Source organism: Pseudomonas sp. 102515, assembly GCF_031085165.1.
Classification (GTDB): domain Bacteria; phylum Pseudomonadota; class Gammaproteobacteria; order Pseudomonadales; family Pseudomonadaceae; genus Chryseomonas.
The window spans coordinates 798,116-815,163 of sequence record NZ_JAVHTY010000002.1; the positions used below are offsets into that span (position 1 = coordinate 798,116).

Below are 17,048 nucleotides of genomic sequence, written 5' to 3' on the forward strand. Positions count from 1 at the left end.
ACTAGGCTACTACAACAAGTTATCCGTCCGCGGCTAAAGTTTAGCGTTTCAGAGCTGATAACCCGGTCACACCTTCCCGCCTTCGCTGGCGTCTAGACCGGTATCTTCCTGTGGAACACGCCCCTTCTTCGCCCTCGCTCATCGACCTTACATTCACCCCTGCATTGCTTGGTGCCTGCGGTACCGGAGCGACGTTGCTGGCTGGCGGCGTGACCTCGGCCACCCTGGTCCTGAGTGCTACCCAGCTGGCACTGGCCGTGGGCCTGGGTTTCTGGCAACTGCGTCGCGCCCAGGTAGGGCAGGCCGCGCGCGCGTCCGGGCAGGCCGTGAGCCAGAGCCCTGCCGGCGGCCGTGACGAGGCCCTGGAAGCCCTCTGCGTGGCCGTCCTGCCGGTGTGGTCCGAACAGATCGAAGCCGCGCGGGCCCATACCGAGCAGGAAATCGTCAGCCTGACCAGTCGCTTCGCCGAACTGGCCGGCCGCATCCACAGCGTCGCCGGCGCCGATCACGGCAGCGGCGATCGCCTGGTCAATCTCATGGCCAGCAGCCAGAACCAGCTGGATGGCATCCTGCAATCGCTGCGTGAGGCGCTGTCGAGCAAGGGCGCGCTGCTGCACGAGGTCAACGGCCTGGCCGGGCTGACCGAGCAGCTCAAGAGCATGGCCAAGGACGTCGGCGACGTGGCCCGCCAGACCAACCTGCTGGCGCTCAACGCCGCCATCGAAGCCGCCCGTGCCGGTGAGGCCGGGCGTGGCTTCGCGGTGGTCGCCGACGAGGTGCGCAAGCTCTCCACCCTGTCCGGCGATACCGGGCAGAAGATCGGTGAAACCGTGGAAACGGTGAACGGCGCCATCGCCCGCACCCTGGAACTGTCGCAGCTCCATGCCGAACGCGACACCGGCACCCTGAACCAGTCCGGCGAGACCATCGAACAGGTCATCGGCGCCTTTGGCGGCACTACACGTGACGTGGTCGAGCGCAGCGATGCCCTGGCCGAGAACGCCACTGCCGTCGGTGGCGCCATCGCCGAGGTGCTGGTCGCCCTGCAATTCCAGGATCGCGTCAGCCAGATGCTTGGCCACATCCGTGACGACCAGGCCCGCCTCGAGCGCCTGGTGATCGACCGTCGCGCCCTGGCCGCCAGCGGTCAGCCGCTGCCACCCCTGGACACCAAGGGCTGGCTCGCCGAACTGGCCCGTACCTACACCATGGCCGAGCAGGTCGCCGTGCATCACGGCAAGCGACCGGCCGCCGCCGCTGCCGAATCCGATATCACCTTCTTTTAAGGAAAGCTGTCATGAGCAACAAGACCATTCTGATCGTCGACGACTCCATCTCCATCCGCCAAGTGGTGTCCATGACCCTGAAAAGCGCTGGCTACGACGTCATCGAAGGCTGCGACGGCCGCGATGCCCTGACCAAGCTGGACGGTCGCAAGGTGCACCTGATCATCAGCGACGTGAACATGCCCAACATGGACGGCATCACCTTCGTCTCCGCGGCCAAGAAGCTGCCGGCCTACCGGTTCACCCCGGTGATCATGCTCACCACCGAGTCCGACGCCGCGAAGAAGGCCGCCGGCCAGGCCGCCGGTGCCAAGGCCTGGATGGTCAAGCCGTTCCAGCCCGCGCAGATGCTGGCGGCGGTTTCCAAGCTGATCATGCCCTGATGGCCCTGGAGGCTGCCCCCATGAACGATGTCGTTCGTACCCGCTTGCCCCTCACCGGGCCGCTGACCATCTACACCGCGGCCGACAGCAAGCCGCTGCTGATGGAGCCCCTGACCGCCGGGGTCACCGTGGCGCTGGAACTGGCCGAGGTCGATGAATTCGACTCCGCCGGTCTGCAGTTGCTGCTGCTGGCCCACCGCGAGGCGCAGCGTCTGGGCGGCAGCCTGGAACTGGTCGACCCCAGCCCCGCCGTGACCGAACTGCTCGAGCTGGCAGGTCTCGCCGACTTCTTTACCGCGGCCGCCGCGGAAGGTGTTGCCGCATGAACATGGACGAGATCCTCAAGACCTTCATCGCCGAGAGCGAGGAATTGCTGCAGCAGATGGAAGCGGCGTTGCTGCAGATCGAGCAGGCGCCGGATGACGTCGAGCTGATCAATGCCATCTTCCGCGCCGCGCACACCATCAAGGGTTCGGCCGGCCTGTTCGGGCTGGACCATGTGGTGGCCTTCACCCACGTCGCCGAAAGCGTGCTCGACCGGATCCGCAGCAATGAGCTGGCGTTCGACGAGACCCTGTCGGCGCTGTTCCTGGAGGTCTGCGACCACCTCAACGGCCTGATCGCCCGGGTAGCGTCCGGCAGCGAGCCCGAGGCCGACTTCCAGGCCGCCGGCGCCGTGCTGGTGCAGCGCCTGGAGCACTATCTGCAGCCGAGCGCCAAGGCGACCCAGCCGGTCACCGCCGCCCGTACTCTGGCGGCACCGGTCGATGGCGTGGCCGCCGGCCACTGGCACCTGTCGCTGCGCTTCGGTCCGGACATGCTGCGCAACGGCATGGATCCGCTGGCCTTCGTCCGCTACCTCAACAGCTTTGGCCGCATCGTCAACATCGTCACCCTGACCGATGCCATCCCGGCCGCGGCGGAAATGGATCCGGAGACCTGCTACCTGGGCTTCGAGGTCGCCTTCGACAGCGACGCCGACAAGGCGACCATCGAAGCGGCGTTCGAATTCGTCCGCGAAGACAGCCAGATCCGCATTCTTCCGCCGCATAGCCGCAGCAGCGACTACTGCCAGCTGATCGACGACCTGGCCGAGGAAGACCTGCGCCTGGGCGAGATCCTGGTGCGCTGCGGCACCTTGACCGCCACCGAGCTGGACGAGGTGCTGCGCCGGCAGGCCGATCCGGCGACGCCGCGCCAGCCCATCGGCGAAGCCCTGGTGGAAGCCCAGTTGGTCAATCCGCCGGTGGTGGATGCGGCCCTGAACAAGCAGCGCAAGATCAAGGAGCAGCGCGCGCCGGCTGGCGAAGGCCAGCTGATCCGCATCGACGCGACCAAGCTCGATCAGCTGATCGACCTCATCGGCGAGCTCATCATCGCCGGTGCCGGGACCCAGCTGATCGCCCAGCAGAGCGGCCTGCCGGCGCTGGTGGAGTCCACCGGGGTGCTGTCGCGCCTGGTGGAAGAGGTCCGGGACACCGCCCTGACCCTGCGCATGGTGCAGATCGGTACCACCTTCAATCGCTTCCAGCGCGTGGTCCGCGACGTCTCCAAGGAAATCGGCAAGGACATCGCCCTGCGCATCAGCGGTGGCGAGACCGAGCTGGACAAGACCGTGGTGGAAAAAATCGGCGATCCGCTGACCCACCTGATCCGCAACGCGATGGACCACGGCATCGAGTCCGCCGAGCTGCGCCTGGCGCGCGGCAAGCCGGCCCAGGGTACCGTGGGGCTGAACGCCTATCACGAGGCGAGCAGCATCGTCATCCAGGTCACCGACGACGGCGGCGGTCTGTCGCGCGAGCGCATCCTGCGCAAGGCGACCGAGCGCGGCCTGATCGCCGAAGGCCAGGTGCTGGCCGACAAGGACGTGTTCAACCTGATCTTCGAACCGGGTTTCTCCACCGCCGAGCAGATCAGCAACCTGTCCGGCCGCGGCGTCGGCATGGACGTGGTGAAGAAGAACATCACCGCCCTGCGCGGCAGCGTCGATCTCACCAGCGAGGAAGGCCGCGGCACCACCGTGACCATCCGCCTGCCGCTGACCCTGGCGATCATCGACGGCTTCCTCATCGGTGTCGGCAAGGCCACCTATGTGGTGCCGCTGGAAGCGGTGGAGGAGTGCATCGAGTTGACCGAGACGGCCAGTGTCCAGGCCAACGGCAACGACTACCTCGACCTGCGCGGCGAGGTGCTGCCGGTGCTGCGCCTGCGCCAGTTGTTCGCCATCGAGGAAGCGCCGCCGCGGCGGCAGAACGTGGTGGTGGTGCGCTATGCCGGCCAGCGCGCCGGCCTGGTGGTCGATCAACTGCTCGGCGAATTCCAGACCGTGATCAAGCCGCTCGGTCCGTTGTTCGGCCACAACCGCAGCCTTGGTGGTTTCACCATCCTGGGTACCGGCGCCGTGGCGCTGATCCTCAACGTGCCCGGCCTGATTGGCGAGGCATCATCCGCGCCCGTGGCCGCTCCCGTGCTGGCCTGATCGACTGGAGAATTCGATCCCATGACCGTTACCAAACGCATGTTCCTGCTGGTCCTTTCCGCGCTACTGGGCATCATCCTGCTGGCCGGCATCGCCTACCAGCAACTGAGCCAGGTGTATGAGCGCGCCAACTACGGCAACGACAATACCGTCCCTTCGATTCTGGGTATCGATGCCATCGACGCCCACTCCGCCGACATCATCACCGGCATCTACCGCCATCTGGCTGCGGATGGCGAAGCAGCCACCCGTGATGCCGAGAAGGAGCTGACCCAGGCCCAACAGCTGACCGAGAAGGCGCTCAAGGACTATGAGCCGCTCATTTCCGACGACACCGATCGGCGCATGCTGCAGGACGATCGCGAGGCGATCGCCCAGCTGAACGATCTCGTGGCCATCGTGGTGCCGCTGTCCCGCGCCAGTCAGGACGAGGACGTCAAACGCATTCTCGGCGAGAAGCGCAAGGTCATCGACCACGTCGGCGATACCCTCGACGCGCACCGCGCCTACAACCAGAAACTGGGCAGCGAGCAGGCGCAGATCGCCGGCCATACCATGGGCCGGGCCACCGTCCTCTCCATCGGCATCGCCCTGGCGACCCTGCTTGTGGTCGGCCTGCTCGGCTTCTTCATCACCCGCAATCTGCTGCGTCAGCTGGGTGGCGAGCCGGCCGAGGTGGCCAAGGTCGCCAACCGCACCGCCGCGGGCGACCTGCCCGACGATCTGCAGCTGCGCGCGGGCGACGACTCCAGCCTGATGGCGGCCATGCAGCGTATGGTGGTGACCCTGCGCGGTCTGGTGCAGGAACTGAGCACCATGGCCAGCGAGCACGATCGCGGCGAGACCGAGGCACGCATTCCGCTGGAGCGCTTCCAGGGCGCCTTCCGCAACGTCGCCGATGGCGTCAACGCCATGGTCGCTGGCCACCTCAGCGATTCCGCCAAGGCCATGGCCTGCGTCAAGCGCTTCGGTGAGGGCGATCTGGCCGCGCCGCTGGAACGTTTCCCCGGCAAGAAGGCGGTGATCAACGACAACCTCGAACAGGTCCGTGACAACATCCAGCTGCTGGTGGCGGAGATGGTGCAGCTGTCTGCGGCTCATGATCGCGGCGACACCGATGCCCGCATCCCCGTGGAGCGCTTCCAGGGCACCTTCCGTGGCATGGCCGAAGGGGTCAACGCCATGGTCGCCGGTCACCTCAGCGATTCCGCCAAGGCCATGGCCTGCGTCAAGCGCTTCGGCGAAGGCGATCTGTCGGTGCAGCTGGAACGCTTCCCCGGGCAGAAGGCGGTGATCAACGACAGCCTCGAACAGGTCCGCGGCAACATCCAACGCCTGGTCGAAGACGCCAACCAGCTGAGCCAGGCGGCCATGGCGGGTCGCCTGGACAGTCGCGCCGATGCCAGTGCCCACCAGGGCGATTTCCGCCGCATCGTCGCCGGCATCAACGGCACCCTCGATGCCATCGTCGCGCCGGTCAACGAAGCCATGGGCGTGATGGCCGGCCTCTCCCAGGGCGACCTGAGCCGCACCGTGCGCGGTGACTACCAGGGGCAGTTGCTGGAACTCAAGGAGTCGATCAACGGCACCGTCGGCAAGCTGAACCAGATCATCGGCGACGTGCGCCTGTCGGCCGACTCCCTGGCCAGCGCCTCGGAAGAGATATCGGCCACCGCCCAGAGCATGAGCGAGGCCAGCACCGAGCAGGCCGCTTCGGTCGAGGAGACCAGCGCCAGCGTCGAGCAGATGTCGTCCTCCATCGCCCAGAACACCGAGAACGCCAAGATCACCGACGGCATGGCCGGCAAGGCCGCCCGTGAAGCCGGCGAGGGCGGTCAGGCGGTCGGCGAGACCCTGGTGGCGATGAAGACCATCGCCGACAAGATCGGCATCGTCGACGACATCGCCTACCAGACCAACCTGCTGGCGCTCAACGCCGCCATCGAGGCTGCCCGCGCCGGCGAGCATGGCAAGGGCTTCGCGGTGGTGGCCGCCGAGGTACGCAAGCTGGCCGAACGCAGCCAGGTCGCCGCCCAGGAAATCGGCACCGTGGCCAAGAGCAGCGTGGCCCTCGCCGAGCGCGCCGGCACCCTGCTGGACCAGATGGTGCCGTCCATCAGCAAGACCTCCGACCTGGTGCAGGAAATCGCCGCCGCCAGCGAAGAGCAGAGCAGCGGGGTGAGCCAGATCAACGGCGCCATGCTGCAACTGAGCCAGATCACCCAGCAGAACGCCTCGGCGTCCGAAGAGCTGGCCGCCACCGCCGAGGAAATGAGTACCCAGGCGGAGCAGCTGCAGCGGTTGATGGGCTTCTTCAATACCGGCGAAGGCCGGGTGGTCCAGGACCTGGAGCGCGCGCTGGAGGCTTCGCGGCCCAAGGCCATGCGGGTCCCGGGCAAAGCGTTACGCAATGGCACCTCGGGCGGCGTACCTGACGGCTACGTCCCCTTCGAATCCTGACCCTTATCCAATGGCCACCTGCGGGTGGCCTTTTTGAGACCATCGACATGACCGTCATCAAGAAAATGCTGCTGCTGGTGCTGTCCGCGCTATTGGGCATCCTCGTGCTGGCCGGCACCGGGCAATACGAAATCGACCAGGTGTTCCAGGCGGCCAACTACGGCAACGACAACACCGTTCCCAGCCTCAAGGCGCTCGGTGAGGTCAACGACAGCCGCTCCGACTACGTGGTGGGCATCTATCGCCACGTCTTGTCGACCAGCTCCGAGGCCATGACCACGGTGGAGCAGGATATCGCTGCCGCGAAGGAGCGTATCGGCCAGAGCCTCGTCAAGTACGAGGCGCTGGTCTCGGATGATCGGGATCGCGGACTGCTGGCGACCGATCGGACCGCCTTCAATGCCCTGTTCGCCTTGGGCGAGCAGGTTGTTGCTCTGTCACGGCAGAATCGCAACGACGAGGCCCAGACCCTGATGCGCAGCCGCACCGACGTGATGCTCGCCATCAACAAGGCCCTCGACGAGCACGTCAGCTACAACCAGACCCTGGCACTGCAAGGCGTGCAGGTCGCCCAGACGACCAAGGTCGAGGCCACCTGGCTGGCCCTCTCTATCGCCCTGGCGACCCTGCTGGCGGTGGCCTTGCTGGGCTTCTTCATCACCCGCAATCTGCTGCGTCAGCTGGGCGGTGAGCCCGCGGCCGTGGCGACCCTGGCCGGTCGCGTGGCCGCCGGCGATCTGCCCGACGACATCAAGCTGCGCAGCGACGACAAGACCAGCCTGATGGCGGCCATGCAGAACATGGTCACCACCCTGCGCGGTCTGATCAGCGAAATGAGCAGCATGTCGGCTGCCCACGACCGCGGCGAAACCGTGGTGCGCATTCCGGCCGAGCGCTTCCAGGGTGCGTATCGCAGCATGGCCGAAGGGGTCAACGGCATGGTCGCCGGGCACCTGAGCGATTCCAGCAAGGCCATGGCCTGCGTCAAGAGCTTTGGCGAAGGCGATCTTTCGGTACAGCTGGAGCGTTTCCCCGGACAGAAGGCGGTGATCAACGACAACCTCGAACAGGTGCGTGGCAATATCCAGCGCCTGGTCGAAGACGCCAACCAGCTGAGCCAGGCCGCCATGGCCGGACGTCTCGATACCCGTGCCGATGCCAGTGCCCACCAGGGCGATTTCCGCCGCATCGTCGCCGGCATCAACGGCACCCTCGATGCCATCGTCGCGCCGGTCAACGAAGCCATGGGCGTGATGGCCGGCCTCTCCCAGGGCGACCTGAGCCGCACCGTGCGCGGTGACTACCAGGGGCAGTTGCTGGAACTCAAGGAGTCGATCAACGGCACCGTCGGCAAGCTGAACCAGATCATCGGCGACGTGCGCCTGTCGGCCGATGCCCTGGCCAGTGCCTCGGAAGAGATCTCCGCCACCGCCCAGAGCATGAGCCAGGCCAGCACCGAACAGGCGGCCTCGGTCGAGGAGACCAGCGCCAGCGTCGAGCAGATGTCGGCCTCCATCGCCCAGAACACCGAGAATGCCAAGGTCACCGACGGCATGGCCGGCAAGGCCGCGCGCGAGGCCAACGAAGGCGGCGAAGCGGTGGGTGAGACCCTGGTGGCCATGAAGACCATCGCCGAGAAGATCGGCATCGTCGACGACATCGCCTACCAGACCAACCTGCTGGCGCTCAACGCCGCCATCGAGGCTGCCCGCGCCGGCGAGCATGGCAAGGGCTTCGCGGTGGTGGCCGCCGAGGTGCGCAAGCTGGCCGAACGCAGCCAGGTCGCCGCCCAGGAAATCGGCACCGTGGCCAAGAGCAGCGTGGCCTTGGCCGAGCGCGCCGGGTCACTGCTCGACGAAATGGTACCGTCCATCAGCAAGACCTCCGATCTGGTACAGGAAATCGCTGCGGCGTCCGAAGAACAGAGTAGCGGAGTCACTCAGATCAATAGCGCCATGCTGCAACTCAACCAGATCACCCAACAGAACGCCTCGGCCTCGGAAGAGCTGGCCGCGACCGCCGAGGAAATGAGCGGTCAGGCCGAGCAGCTGCAGCGCCTGATGGGCTTCTTCCACACCGGCGACGGTCGTGCGGTCCAGGACCTGGAGCGTGCCATCGAGCAGACGCGTCCGGCCGCGACCCGCGCGTCCCAGCCGGCCCCGCGTCGTCCGCAGATGGCCGCGGGCGGCCTGCCGGACGGTTACGTCCGCTTCCCGGAGTAGTGTCCTCATGACTGCCCTGACCCTTGGCGACATCGCCCACGAGCACCACGGCCATCAGCACCTGACCTTCGTGGTGGATGGTGAGACCTATGCGGTGGATACCCTCGCGGTGCGCGAGATCATCGAGTTCGGCCAGCTGACCCAGGTCCCGCTGATGCCGGCCTGCATCCGCGGCGTGATCAACCTACGCGGCGCCGTGGTCCCGGTGGTCGATCTGGAGGCCCGCTTCGGTGGCCAGCCGACCCGGGTCGGCCCGCGCACCTGCATCGTGATCCTGGAGGTGTGCGATGGCGAAGACACCCAGGTGCTGGGCGTGGTGGTTAACGCGGTGAGCGAGGTGCTGGAGATCGCCGCGGCGGACATCCGCCCGGCGCCGGCCTTTGGCAGTCGCCTGGCGCCGCATTTCATCGCCGGCATGGTCAAGTCCGAGGGGGGCTTCGTGACCCTGCTCGACGTGGCCCGGGTACTGGACGTACACGAACTGGCGAGTCTGGCCCAGGCCGCCAGCTGAAAGACCCCGCATTGCACGGGCGACGGTAACCGGCGCCTCCTAATCGATACAGTCGTAACCGGCGCCGGAGGCGCTTTCACCATGCTGAATAAACTTCGCGTCTCGACCAAGCTGGCGATCGGTTTCGGGGCCGCCATCCTGATGCTGCTGCTGGTCATGGGCGTCGCCCTGCTGAACATGGGCACCATGAAGGACTCGGCCGACAACATGTCGAAGTTCCGCTTCCCCATGACCGTCCAGGCCAACACCCTGGTACGCAACACCCTGGACAGCGGCCGCCTGATGCGCAACCTGCTGCTGCTGGACGATGAGCGCGTCCTGGCCAAGACCAGGGAAGACATCGCCAAGGTTCGCTCCGGCAACGCAGAGATCCTCGCCGATCTGCAAAAGAAGATCACCAGCGAGGATGGCAAGCAGAAGCTGGCCGCTGCCACGGACGCGCGCCAGCGTCTGCAGGACAAGTACGGTGAATTCTTCCGCCTGCTCGATACCGACCGCGGCCAGGCCCGGGACTACCTGTTGAACGTCTTCGCCCCCAATAACAACGAGCTGGTCGCCGCCCTCGGCGCCCTGAACGACCTGCAGGCCCAGCGTATGCAGGAAGCCGGCGAAGCGGCGACCGCTGCCTATGTGGACGCGCGCAACCTGATGCTGGTGATCGGTGCGGTGGCGACCCTGATCGCCGTCCTGCTCGGCTACCTGATCACCCGCAGCCTGATCCGGCAGCTGGGTGGCGAACCGGCCTATGCCGCCGAGGTGGTGCAGCGCGTCGCCCGCGGTGACCTGAGCGTCGAGGTGGTGACCCGCGAGGGCGATACCACCAGCATGCTGGCTTCCGTGCGCACCATGACCACCACCCTGGCGCAGATCATCAGCGACGTGCGCAGCTCGGCCGATGGCCTGGCCAGCGCCTCCGAAGAGGTCTCGGCCACCGCCCAGAGCATGAGCCAGGCCAGCACCGAACAGGCAGCCTCCGTCGAGGAAACCAGCGCCAGCATCGAGGAGATGTCGGCCTCCATCGCCCAGAACACCGAGAACGCCAAGGTCACCGACGGCATGGCCGGCAAGGCCGCGCGAGAAGCGGACGAGGGCGGCCAGGCCGTGCGCGAGACGCTGGTGGCGATGAAGACCATCGCCGACAAGATCGGCATCGTCGACGACATCGCCTACCAGACCAACCTGCTGGCGCTCAACGCCGCCATCGAAGCCGCCCGCGCCGGCGAGCACGGCAAGGGCTTCGCCGTGGTGGCCGCCGAGGTGCGCAAGCTGGCCGAACGCAGCCAGGTCGCCGCCCAGGAAATCGGCACCGTGGCCAAGAGCAGCGTGGCCCTCGCCGAGCGCGCCGGCTCGCTGCTGGGCGAGATGGTGCCTTCCATCAACAAGACCTCCGACCTGGTGCAGGAGATCACCGCGGCCTCCGAAGAGCAGAGCGCTGGGGTCGAGCAGATCAACGGCGCCATGCTGCAACTGAGCCAGATCACTCAGCAGAACGCCTCGGCGTCCGAAGAGCTGGCCGCCACCGCGGAAGAGATGAGCGGCCAGGCCGAGCAGCTCCAGCAGATGATGGAATACTTCACCCTGAGCGGTTCGCCGGTGGCGCAGCAGGTCGCCCGTCCCGGCACCAAGCGCTCGGGTCCGAGCCTGGCGGAGCGCGCCTCGGTGCTGATCGACTCGCCCCGTCGCGCGCCCCGTGGCAGCGTGCCGGCCGGTTTCGCCCGTTTCGAGGAGCAAGCCTGATGCTATTGCGCCAGTTTCTGACCTTTCAGCTCGCCGGTGATCTCTACGGCGTGAACACCGGCTGCGTGCGGGAGATCATCGAGTACGGCGCGGTCACCACGGTGCCCATGCTGCCGCCGGCGATCCGTGGCGTCATCAACCTGCGCGGTGCCGCCGTGCCGGTCATGGACCTCGGCGTGCGCTTTCGCAACGAGGTGACCGAGACCTCCCGCCGCAGCTGCATCGTGGTGCTGGAGATCCAGGTCGACGGTGGCCCCCAGGTGTTCGGCATCGTGGTGGACGCGGTCTGCGAGGTGCTGGAGATCGCCGCCGACGGCATCGAGCCGGCGCCGCGCTTCGGCGCCTCGATCCGCACCGACTTCATCCTCGGCATGGCCAAGCAGGGTGCGGGTTTCGTCATCCTGCTCGACATGGATCGGGTCCTGGGCGCAGACGATCTCGCCCAGCTCGCCGCCATGACGGCTGCCTGAGTCTTAGACCATGGAACTCCCCGCGCTGACCGACAGCGAATTCCGCCAGTTCCGCAGCTTCATCTTCCGGGTCGCTGGCATCAGCATGTCCGATGCCAAGCGCCCGCTGGTGAGCGGTCGCCTGGCCAAACGCGTGCGCCAGCGCGGCACGCCCAGCTATGACGCCTATTTCCAGCTGATCCAGCGCGACCAGGCGGAATGTCAGATGGCGGTCGATCTGCTGACCACCAATGAAACCTACTTCTTCCGCGAGCCCAAGCACTTCGACTTCCTGCGCGAGCAGGTGCTGCCGAACTGGGAAAGACGCCAGCCGTTGCGGTTGTGGAGCGGCGCCTGCTCCTCGGGTGAGGAACCCTATACCCTGGCCATGACCCTGGCTGAAGGGCTGGGCGAGCGCGCCTGGGAAATCGTCGCCTCCGACCTCAGCAGCCGGGTGCTGGCCAAGGCGCGCAATGCCCAGTATCCGCTCGCCGAAGCCGAGAACATCCCGCCAGCGCTGTTGCGGCGCTACTGCTTCAAGGGCGTGGGCGACAACGACGGCACCTTTCTGGTGGATCCGCGCCTGACCGCGCGGATCGCCTTTCGCCAGATCAATCTGAACAACTCGCTACCGGAGCTGGGCACCTTCGACATCATCTTCCTGCGCAACGTGATGATCTACTTCGACGTGCCCACCAAGCGCCAGGTGGTGGCCCGTCTGGTCCGCCACCTGCGGCCCGGCGGCTACTTCTTCGTCAGCCATTCCGAGAGCCTCAACGGGGTGACCGACGTCCTGAAAATGGTCAGTCCATCCATCTATCAACGTCCGCTCTAGCCATGGCAGCCACGCCGGAGCTGTTTCTGCGTCCAGGCGAATGGTATTTCGGCCAGGGCGAGTTGCGGATCCGGACCATTCTGGGTTCCTGCGTGTCCTTCGTCTTCTGGCATCCGCGGCGGCGCCTCGGCGGCATGACCCATGCGCTGTTGCCCACGCGCCAGCGCGCCGCGCCCGGCGCGCCCGGCGCGCCCGGCGACGGTCACTATGTCGACGAGTCCCTGCAGTTGCTGCTGGGGGCGATCGCCCGCCACGGCGGTGATCTGCCCGGCTACCAGGTGCACCTCTACGGCGGCGGCAACATGTTTCCCCAGCTCCTGCGCGATCGCGTCCGCAACATCGGCGACGTCAACGTCGAGGCGGCGCTGGCGCAGCTGGCCAAAGCCGGTATCCACTCGGCGCGGACCCATGTCCGGGGCGCCGGCCATCGCAAACTGTCCCTGGACCTCGTCGACGGCCGGGTGCTCATGCAACAGGTGGAGCTACCCTATGTTCCGCCGCTTACGAGACTTACTCCATGAACAAGATCAAGGTCCTTATCGTCGACGACTCCGCCGTGGTGCGGCAGGTGCTCGCCCAGAGTCTCGCGGAGGATCCGGCCATCGAGGTGCTGGGGGTCGCCGCCGACCCGGTGTTCGCCCAGGACAAGATGCGCAAGCAGTGGCCCGACGTCATCGTCCTGGACGTGGAGATGCCGCGCATGGACGGCATCACCTTTCTCAAGAAGATCATGGCCGAGCGCCCGACCCCGGTGGTGATCTGCTCGACCCTGACCGAAAAGGGCGCCGCCACCACCCTGCAGGCCATGGCCGCCGGGGCGGTCAGCATCGTCACCAAGCCCCAGGCCAACCTCAAGCAGTTCCTCAAGGACGCCTCGGATGACCTCACCAGCGCGGTAAAGGCTGCCGCCCGGGCCAACCTCAAGCGCCTGGCGCCCCGTGGCGTGCCGGTGGTGCCGACACCCAAGCTCAGCGCCGACGCCATCCTGCCGGCCGGCGGCAGCCCGGCCATGGCGCGCACCACCGAGCGCATCGTCGCCCTCGGCACCTCCACCGGCGGTACCCAGGCCCTGGAGGCGGTGCTGACCTCGCTGCCGCGGGTCTGTCCCGGCATCGTGGTGGTCCAGCACATGCCCGAGCGCTTCACCGCCGCCTTCGCCGAGCGCCTGGATCGCCTTTGCGAACTCGAGGTGCGCGAAGCCCGGCACGGCGATCGGGTCCTGCCGGGGCGGGTGCTGATCGCGCCGGGTGGTCGTCACATGCTGCTCAAGCGCAGTGGTGCCCAGTATCAGGTGGACGTGGTCGATGGCCCGCCGGTCAGTCGCCATCGACCTTCGGTGGACGTGCTGTTTCGCTCGGTGGCGCGGGCCGCCGGCAGCAATGCCCTCGGTATCATCATGACCGGCATGGGCGACGACGGCGCCCGCGGCCTCAAGGAATTGCGTGACGTCGGCGGCCGCACCCTCGGCCAGGACGAAGACAGCTGCGTGGTCTACGGCATGCCCAAGGAAGCCATGAAGCTCGGCGCGGTGGAGCAGGAAATCGGCCTTAACCAGATCGCCGCCGCCATTCTCAAGGGCGGGGTCTAGACGAACTTGCGGGGCGGGCGGGACTCCAAGCGCGAGCACGCGAGGAGAGCCCCATGTTCGACATCTGCCACTGGATCAATGAACCCGAGACCTGGCTGGCCGAGCCCGAGCGGCTCCGGGTCATCACCGATCGCCACAGTGACTTCTGGCGTCAGACCCACGACGGCGCCGAGCGCCACAGCGGCCACTTCTTCGGCGCCCGGGTCACCAGCGGCTTCACCGCCCAGCTGCGGGTGGCGGCGCGCTGCAAGAACCAGGGCGACCACGCCGGGCTGATGGTGCGGATCGATGAGCAGCAGTGGCTGCGCGTCGGCATCGGCTACTTCGACGATACCCCGCAGTTGCTCAGCGTCCTGACCCTGGGGCGCTCGGATCTGGCCGTGGGCGCACCGCTGGGCGAGCGGGAGGAGCTGTGGCTGAGGATCACCCTGACCCAGGGCACCCTGCGGGTCCAGTCCTCGTTCGACGGTCAGCGCTGGCCGCTGCTGCGCCTGGCCAGCCTGCCCGCGGCCGCGGAATACCGTGTCGGCCCGGTGTGCGGCACCCCGGAGCGGGGTGGCATGGAAGTGGCGTTCAGCGAGTTCAGTCTGCGAGCCCCGCTGCAGCGAGGCCTGGCCGATCTGAGTTGACGCGGAGAGGCTGGCTCAGCCGACGGTGACGGGGGGCAGTTCGACCTGCTGCACCTGCACCGACTTGCGCGGCGCGACCACCTTGGCGACGCCGTCGACGACCTTGTCACCGTGCTGGTTGAACACCCGGGTAGCCAGGTTCACGCGAAACTTCGGCAGCTTTTCCAGCACCTCGATTTCCACCGTCAGGGTATCGCCCAGCTTGACCGGCTTTTCGAAGGTCATGGTCTGGTCGACATAGAGGGTGCCCGGTCCCGGCAGGTTGCAGGCCACCGCGGCGCTGATCAGGGCGCCACTGAGCATGCCGTGGGCGATGGGCTCGCGAAACAGCGTCTTGGCGGCGAAATCGGCGTCCAGGTGCAGCGGGTTGCAGTCGCCGGAGACAGCGGCGAACAACAGCACATCGCGCTCCTCGATGGTGCGGGTCACGGTCACCTTCTGGCCGATTTCGAGGGCTTCATAAGGGATGTTTTCGGTCAGGCTCATGAAGCGCTCCGGCAGCTGTGACAAGGCGGCGGACGCCGCGAAGCCGGGCATTCTACCCAGCCTCGCCGCCGGAGGCTAATCGCCTCCCGGAAAAGCCGGCAGAGAGCGTGACCATAAATGAATTTTCGGTCATTAAGTGACGTAAAGGGCGGATATTGATGCTGTTGCGGGCTAGGCAAAGCTGCTAGGCTCGCAGGGCCGGTTCAGCGCTGATCACGGCACGCCAACGAACAATAACCATAGAGCGGGAGCGGGCTGCATGATGCCGAATTTCTGGAGTGACAAATATCCCGAGGGCATCCAGACAGACATAGACCTGGACCGTTATCGCAACGTCCTGGCGGTGTTCCGCGAGGCCTGCCAGACCTACGCCGAGCGCCCGGCGTTCAGCAATCTGGGTCGCACGCTGAGCTACCGCGAACTCTATGAATTGTCCGGACAGTTCGCCGCCTATCTGCAAAAGCACACCGACCTGCAGCCCGGCGATCGCATCGCCGTGCAGATGCCCAATGTGCTGCAGTACCCGGTGGTGGTCTTCGGCGCCATGCGCGCCGGCCTGGTGGTGGTCAACACCAACCCCCTCTACACCGCCCGCGAGATGCAGCACCAGTTCAAGGATTCCGGCGCCCGGGCGCTGGTCTGCCTGGCCAACATGGCGCACCTGGCCGAACAGGTGCTGCCACAGACCGATATCCGGCACGTCATCATCACCGAGGTCGGCGACCTGCTGCCGACCTTCAAGCGCCTGCTGGTCAACGCCGTGGTCCGCCACGTCAAGAAGATGGTGCCGGCCTATCGCATTCCCCAGTCCATCCGCTTCGTCGATGCCATGACCAAGGGCGAGCACGTCGATTTCGTCGACGCCGACCCGGCGGCGGAAGACGTCGCCGTGCTGCAGTACACCGGCGGCACCACCGGCATCGCCAAGGGCGCCATGCTGACCCACCGCAATCTGGTGGCCAACATGCTGCAGTGCCAGGTGCTGATGACCAAGTACCTGGGCGGCGGTGCCCAGGTCATGATCGCGCCGCTGCCGCTCTACCACATCTATGCCTTCACCATCCACTGCATGGCCATGCTGATCCAGGGCAACCACAACGTCCTGATCACCAATCCCCGCGATCTGCCGGCGCTGGTCAAGGAACTCAGGCAGTGGCGCTTCAACGGCTTCGTCGGTCTCAACACTCTGTTCGCCGCCCTGTGCAACAGCGAGGATTTCCGCCAGCTGGATTTTTCCCAGCTCAAGGTGACCTTCTCCGGTGGCATGGCACTGCAGCAATCCGTGGCCCTACGCTGGGAAGAGGTCACCGGCTGCGGCATCTGCGAAGGCTACGGCATGACCGAGACCAGTCCGGTGGTGAGCTTCAATCCGCTGGAGCGTCGTCGGCTGGGTACCATCGGCATGCCGGTACCGGGCACCGACTGCAAGGTGGTGGATGCCGATGGCGTGGCCCAGGGCTTCGACACCCCCGGCGAGTTGTGCGTCAAGGGCCCCCAGGTCATGAAGGGCTACTGGCGGCGCCCCGAGGCCACTGCCGAGGTACTGGATGCCGAGGGCTGGCTGCGTACCGGCGACATCGCCGTGATCGAGCCGGACGGCTATCTGCGCATTGTCGATCGCAAGAAGGACATGATTCTGGTGTCCGGCTTCAACGTCTATCCCAACGAGCTGGAAGAGGTGCTCTCCCAGCTGCCCGGGGTGATGCAGTGCGCGGCCATCGGTATTCCCGACGAGGTGGCGGGCGAGAAGATCAAGGTGTTCGTGGTGCCCAAACCCGGTGCGTCCCTCACCACCGAGCAGGTGCTCAAGCACATGCACGACAACGTCACCGGCTACAAGCGACCCAAGCTGGTGGAATTCCGCGACAGCCTGCCGACCACCAACGTCGGCAAGATCCTGCGTCGCGAACTGCGTGACGCCGAACTCAAGAAGGCGTAACAGGACGCACTACGGCCCCTGCGCCGCTACCTCTCGTCGAT

Annotated in this window: 14 protein-coding genes and 2 pseudogenes; 15 read left to right on the forward strand and 1 reads right to left on the reverse strand. The window is 66.4% G+C overall.

The features are described 5' to 3' along the window. Positions 1-110 precede the first annotated feature (110 nt). From RCF34_RS10770 to RCF34_RS10830, 14 genes and pseudogenes are all read left to right on the forward strand, one after another. The gene (locus RCF34_RS10770; protein WP_308708141.1) at positions 111-1,286 is read left to right on the forward strand and encodes a methyl-accepting chemotaxis protein; all 1,176 of its coding nucleotides are present in this window, start codon (positions 111-113) and stop codon (positions 1,284-1,286) included. An 11-nt stretch (positions 1,287-1,297) separates the two neighbouring features. Further along, positions 1,298-1,669 carry a response regulator gene (locus tag RCF34_RS10775; protein WP_308708142.1) on the forward strand — a complete coding sequence of 124 codons (372 nt, stop codon included), beginning with the start codon at positions 1,298-1,300 and terminating at the stop codon, positions 1,667-1,669. A gap of 20 nt (positions 1,670-1,689) precedes the next feature. Beyond that, positions 1,690-1,995: a lipid asymmetry maintenance protein MlaB gene (locus RCF34_RS10780; protein WP_058792877.1), complete on the forward strand. Its 306-nt coding sequence runs from the start codon at positions 1,690-1,692 to the stop codon at positions 1,993-1,995. Continuing rightward, positions 1,992-4,151, forward strand: a complete 2,160-nt coding sequence (locus RCF34_RS10785; RefSeq protein WP_308708143.1) for a chemotaxis protein CheA — start codon at positions 1,992-1,994, stop codon at positions 4,149-4,151. Before RCF34_RS10780 ends, RCF34_RS10785 begins: the two co-directional genes overlap by 4 nt. A gap of 21 nt (positions 4,152-4,172) precedes the next feature. Then, positions 4,173-5,693: pseudogene (locus RCF34_RS22995) on the forward strand (MCP four helix bundle domain-containing protein); the annotation flags it as partial. Between the two features lie 57 nt (positions 5,694-5,750). Continuing rightward, positions 5,751-6,611: pseudogene (locus RCF34_RS23000) on the forward strand (methyl-accepting chemotaxis protein); the annotation flags it as partial. A gap of 47 nt (positions 6,612-6,658) precedes the next feature. Then, a complete protein-coding gene (locus RCF34_RS10795; protein WP_308708145.1) occupies positions 6,659-8,833 on the forward strand; it encodes a methyl-accepting chemotaxis protein in 2,175 nt (724 codons plus the stop codon). Between the two features lie 7 nt (positions 8,834-8,840). Then, positions 8,841-9,344, forward strand: coding sequence for a chemotaxis protein CheW (locus RCF34_RS10800; RefSeq protein WP_308708146.1), 504 nt, complete (start codon positions 8,841-8,843; stop codon positions 9,342-9,344). Between the two features lie 81 nt (positions 9,345-9,425). Further along, positions 9,426-11,081 (forward strand): methyl-accepting chemotaxis protein, encoded by a 1,656-nt coding sequence (locus tag RCF34_RS10805; RefSeq protein ID WP_308708147.1) that lies wholly within the window; start codon positions 9,426-9,428, stop codon positions 11,079-11,081. After that, entirely contained in the window at positions 11,081-11,551 is a 471-nt protein-coding gene (locus RCF34_RS10810) for a chemotaxis protein CheW (protein ID WP_027597645.1), read from the forward strand. The genes RCF34_RS10805 and RCF34_RS10810 overlap by 1 nt, the downstream gene beginning before the upstream one ends. Positions 11,552-11,561: 10 nt before the next feature. Further along, on the forward strand, positions 11,562-12,365 hold the full coding sequence (locus RCF34_RS10815) for a protein-glutamate O-methyltransferase CheR (protein ID WP_308708148.1): 804 nt from the start codon (positions 11,562-11,564) through the stop codon (positions 12,363-12,365). 2 nt (positions 12,366-12,367) lie between these two features. Beyond that, complete coding sequence (locus RCF34_RS10820) at positions 12,368-12,886, forward strand: chemotaxis protein CheD (protein WP_308708149.1); 519 nt, start codon at positions 12,368-12,370, stop codon at positions 12,884-12,886. After that, positions 12,883-13,953 carry a chemotaxis response regulator protein-glutamate methylesterase gene (locus tag RCF34_RS10825; RefSeq protein ID WP_308708150.1) on the forward strand — a complete coding sequence of 357 codons (1,071 nt, stop codon included), beginning with the start codon at positions 12,883-12,885 and terminating at the stop codon, positions 13,951-13,953. The genes RCF34_RS10820 and RCF34_RS10825 overlap by 4 nt, the downstream gene beginning before the upstream one ends. 53 nt (positions 13,954-14,006) lie before the next feature. After that, positions 14,007-14,582 carry a DUF1349 domain-containing protein gene (locus RCF34_RS10830; RefSeq protein WP_308708151.1) on the forward strand — a complete coding sequence of 192 codons (576 nt, stop codon included), beginning with the start codon at positions 14,007-14,009 and terminating at the stop codon, positions 14,580-14,582. Positions 14,583-14,597: 15 nt separating this feature from the next. Here RCF34_RS10830 and RCF34_RS10835 read toward each other — a convergent pair whose 3' ends face one another. Continuing rightward, on the reverse strand, positions 14,598-15,068 hold the full coding sequence (locus tag RCF34_RS10835) for a MaoC family dehydratase (RefSeq protein ID WP_308708152.1): 471 nt from the start codon (positions 15,066-15,068) through the stop codon (positions 14,598-14,600). A gap of 259 nt (positions 15,069-15,327) precedes the next feature. Here RCF34_RS10835 and RCF34_RS10840 point away from each other — a divergent pair, with 259 nt between their 5' ends. Further along, positions 15,328-17,007 (forward strand): long-chain fatty acid--CoA ligase, encoded by a 1,680-nt coding sequence (locus tag RCF34_RS10840; RefSeq protein WP_308708153.1) that lies wholly within the window; start codon positions 15,328-15,330, stop codon positions 17,005-17,007. Positions 17,008-17,048: the final 41 nt, after the last annotated feature.

Coding starts and splice junctions, on each gene's coding strand:
- RCF34_RS10775 (WP_308708142.1), top strand. CDS start 1,298: ATGAGCAACAAGACCATTCTGATCGTCGACGACTCCATCTCCATCCGC.
- RCF34_RS10780 (WP_058792877.1), top strand. CDS start 1,690: ATGAACGATGTCGTTCGTACCCGCTTGCCCCTCACCGGGCCGCTGACC.
- RCF34_RS10785 (WP_308708143.1), top strand. CDS start 1,992: ATGAACATGGACGAGATCCTCAAGACCTTCATCGCCGAGAGCGAGGAA.
- RCF34_RS10795 (WP_308708145.1), top strand. CDS start 6,659: ATGACCGTCATCAAGAAAATGCTGCTGCTGGTGCTGTCCGCGCTATTG.
- RCF34_RS10800 (WP_308708146.1), top strand. CDS start 8,841: ATGACTGCCCTGACCCTTGGCGACATCGCCCACGAGCACCACGGCCAT.
- RCF34_RS10805 (WP_308708147.1), top strand. CDS start 9,426: ATGCTGAATAAACTTCGCGTCTCGACCAAGCTGGCGATCGGTTTCGGG.
- RCF34_RS10810 (WP_027597645.1), top strand. CDS start 11,081: ATGCTATTGCGCCAGTTTCTGACCTTTCAGCTCGCCGGTGATCTCTAC.
- RCF34_RS10815 (WP_308708148.1), top strand. CDS start 11,562: ATGGAACTCCCCGCGCTGACCGACAGCGAATTCCGCCAGTTCCGCAGC.
- RCF34_RS10820 (WP_308708149.1), top strand. CDS start 12,368: ATGGCAGCCACGCCGGAGCTGTTTCTGCGTCCAGGCGAATGGTATTTC.
- RCF34_RS10825 (WP_308708150.1), top strand. CDS start 12,883: ATGAACAAGATCAAGGTCCTTATCGTCGACGACTCCGCCGTGGTGCGG.
- RCF34_RS10830 (WP_308708151.1), top strand. CDS start 14,007: ATGTTCGACATCTGCCACTGGATCAATGAACCCGAGACCTGGCTGGCC.
- RCF34_RS10835 (WP_308708152.1), bottom strand. CDS start 15,068: ATGAGCCTGACCGAAAACATCCCTTATGAAGCCCTCGAAATCGGCCAG.
- RCF34_RS10840 (WP_308708153.1), top strand. CDS start 15,328: ATGATGCCGAATTTCTGGAGTGACAAATATCCCGAGGGCATCCAGACA.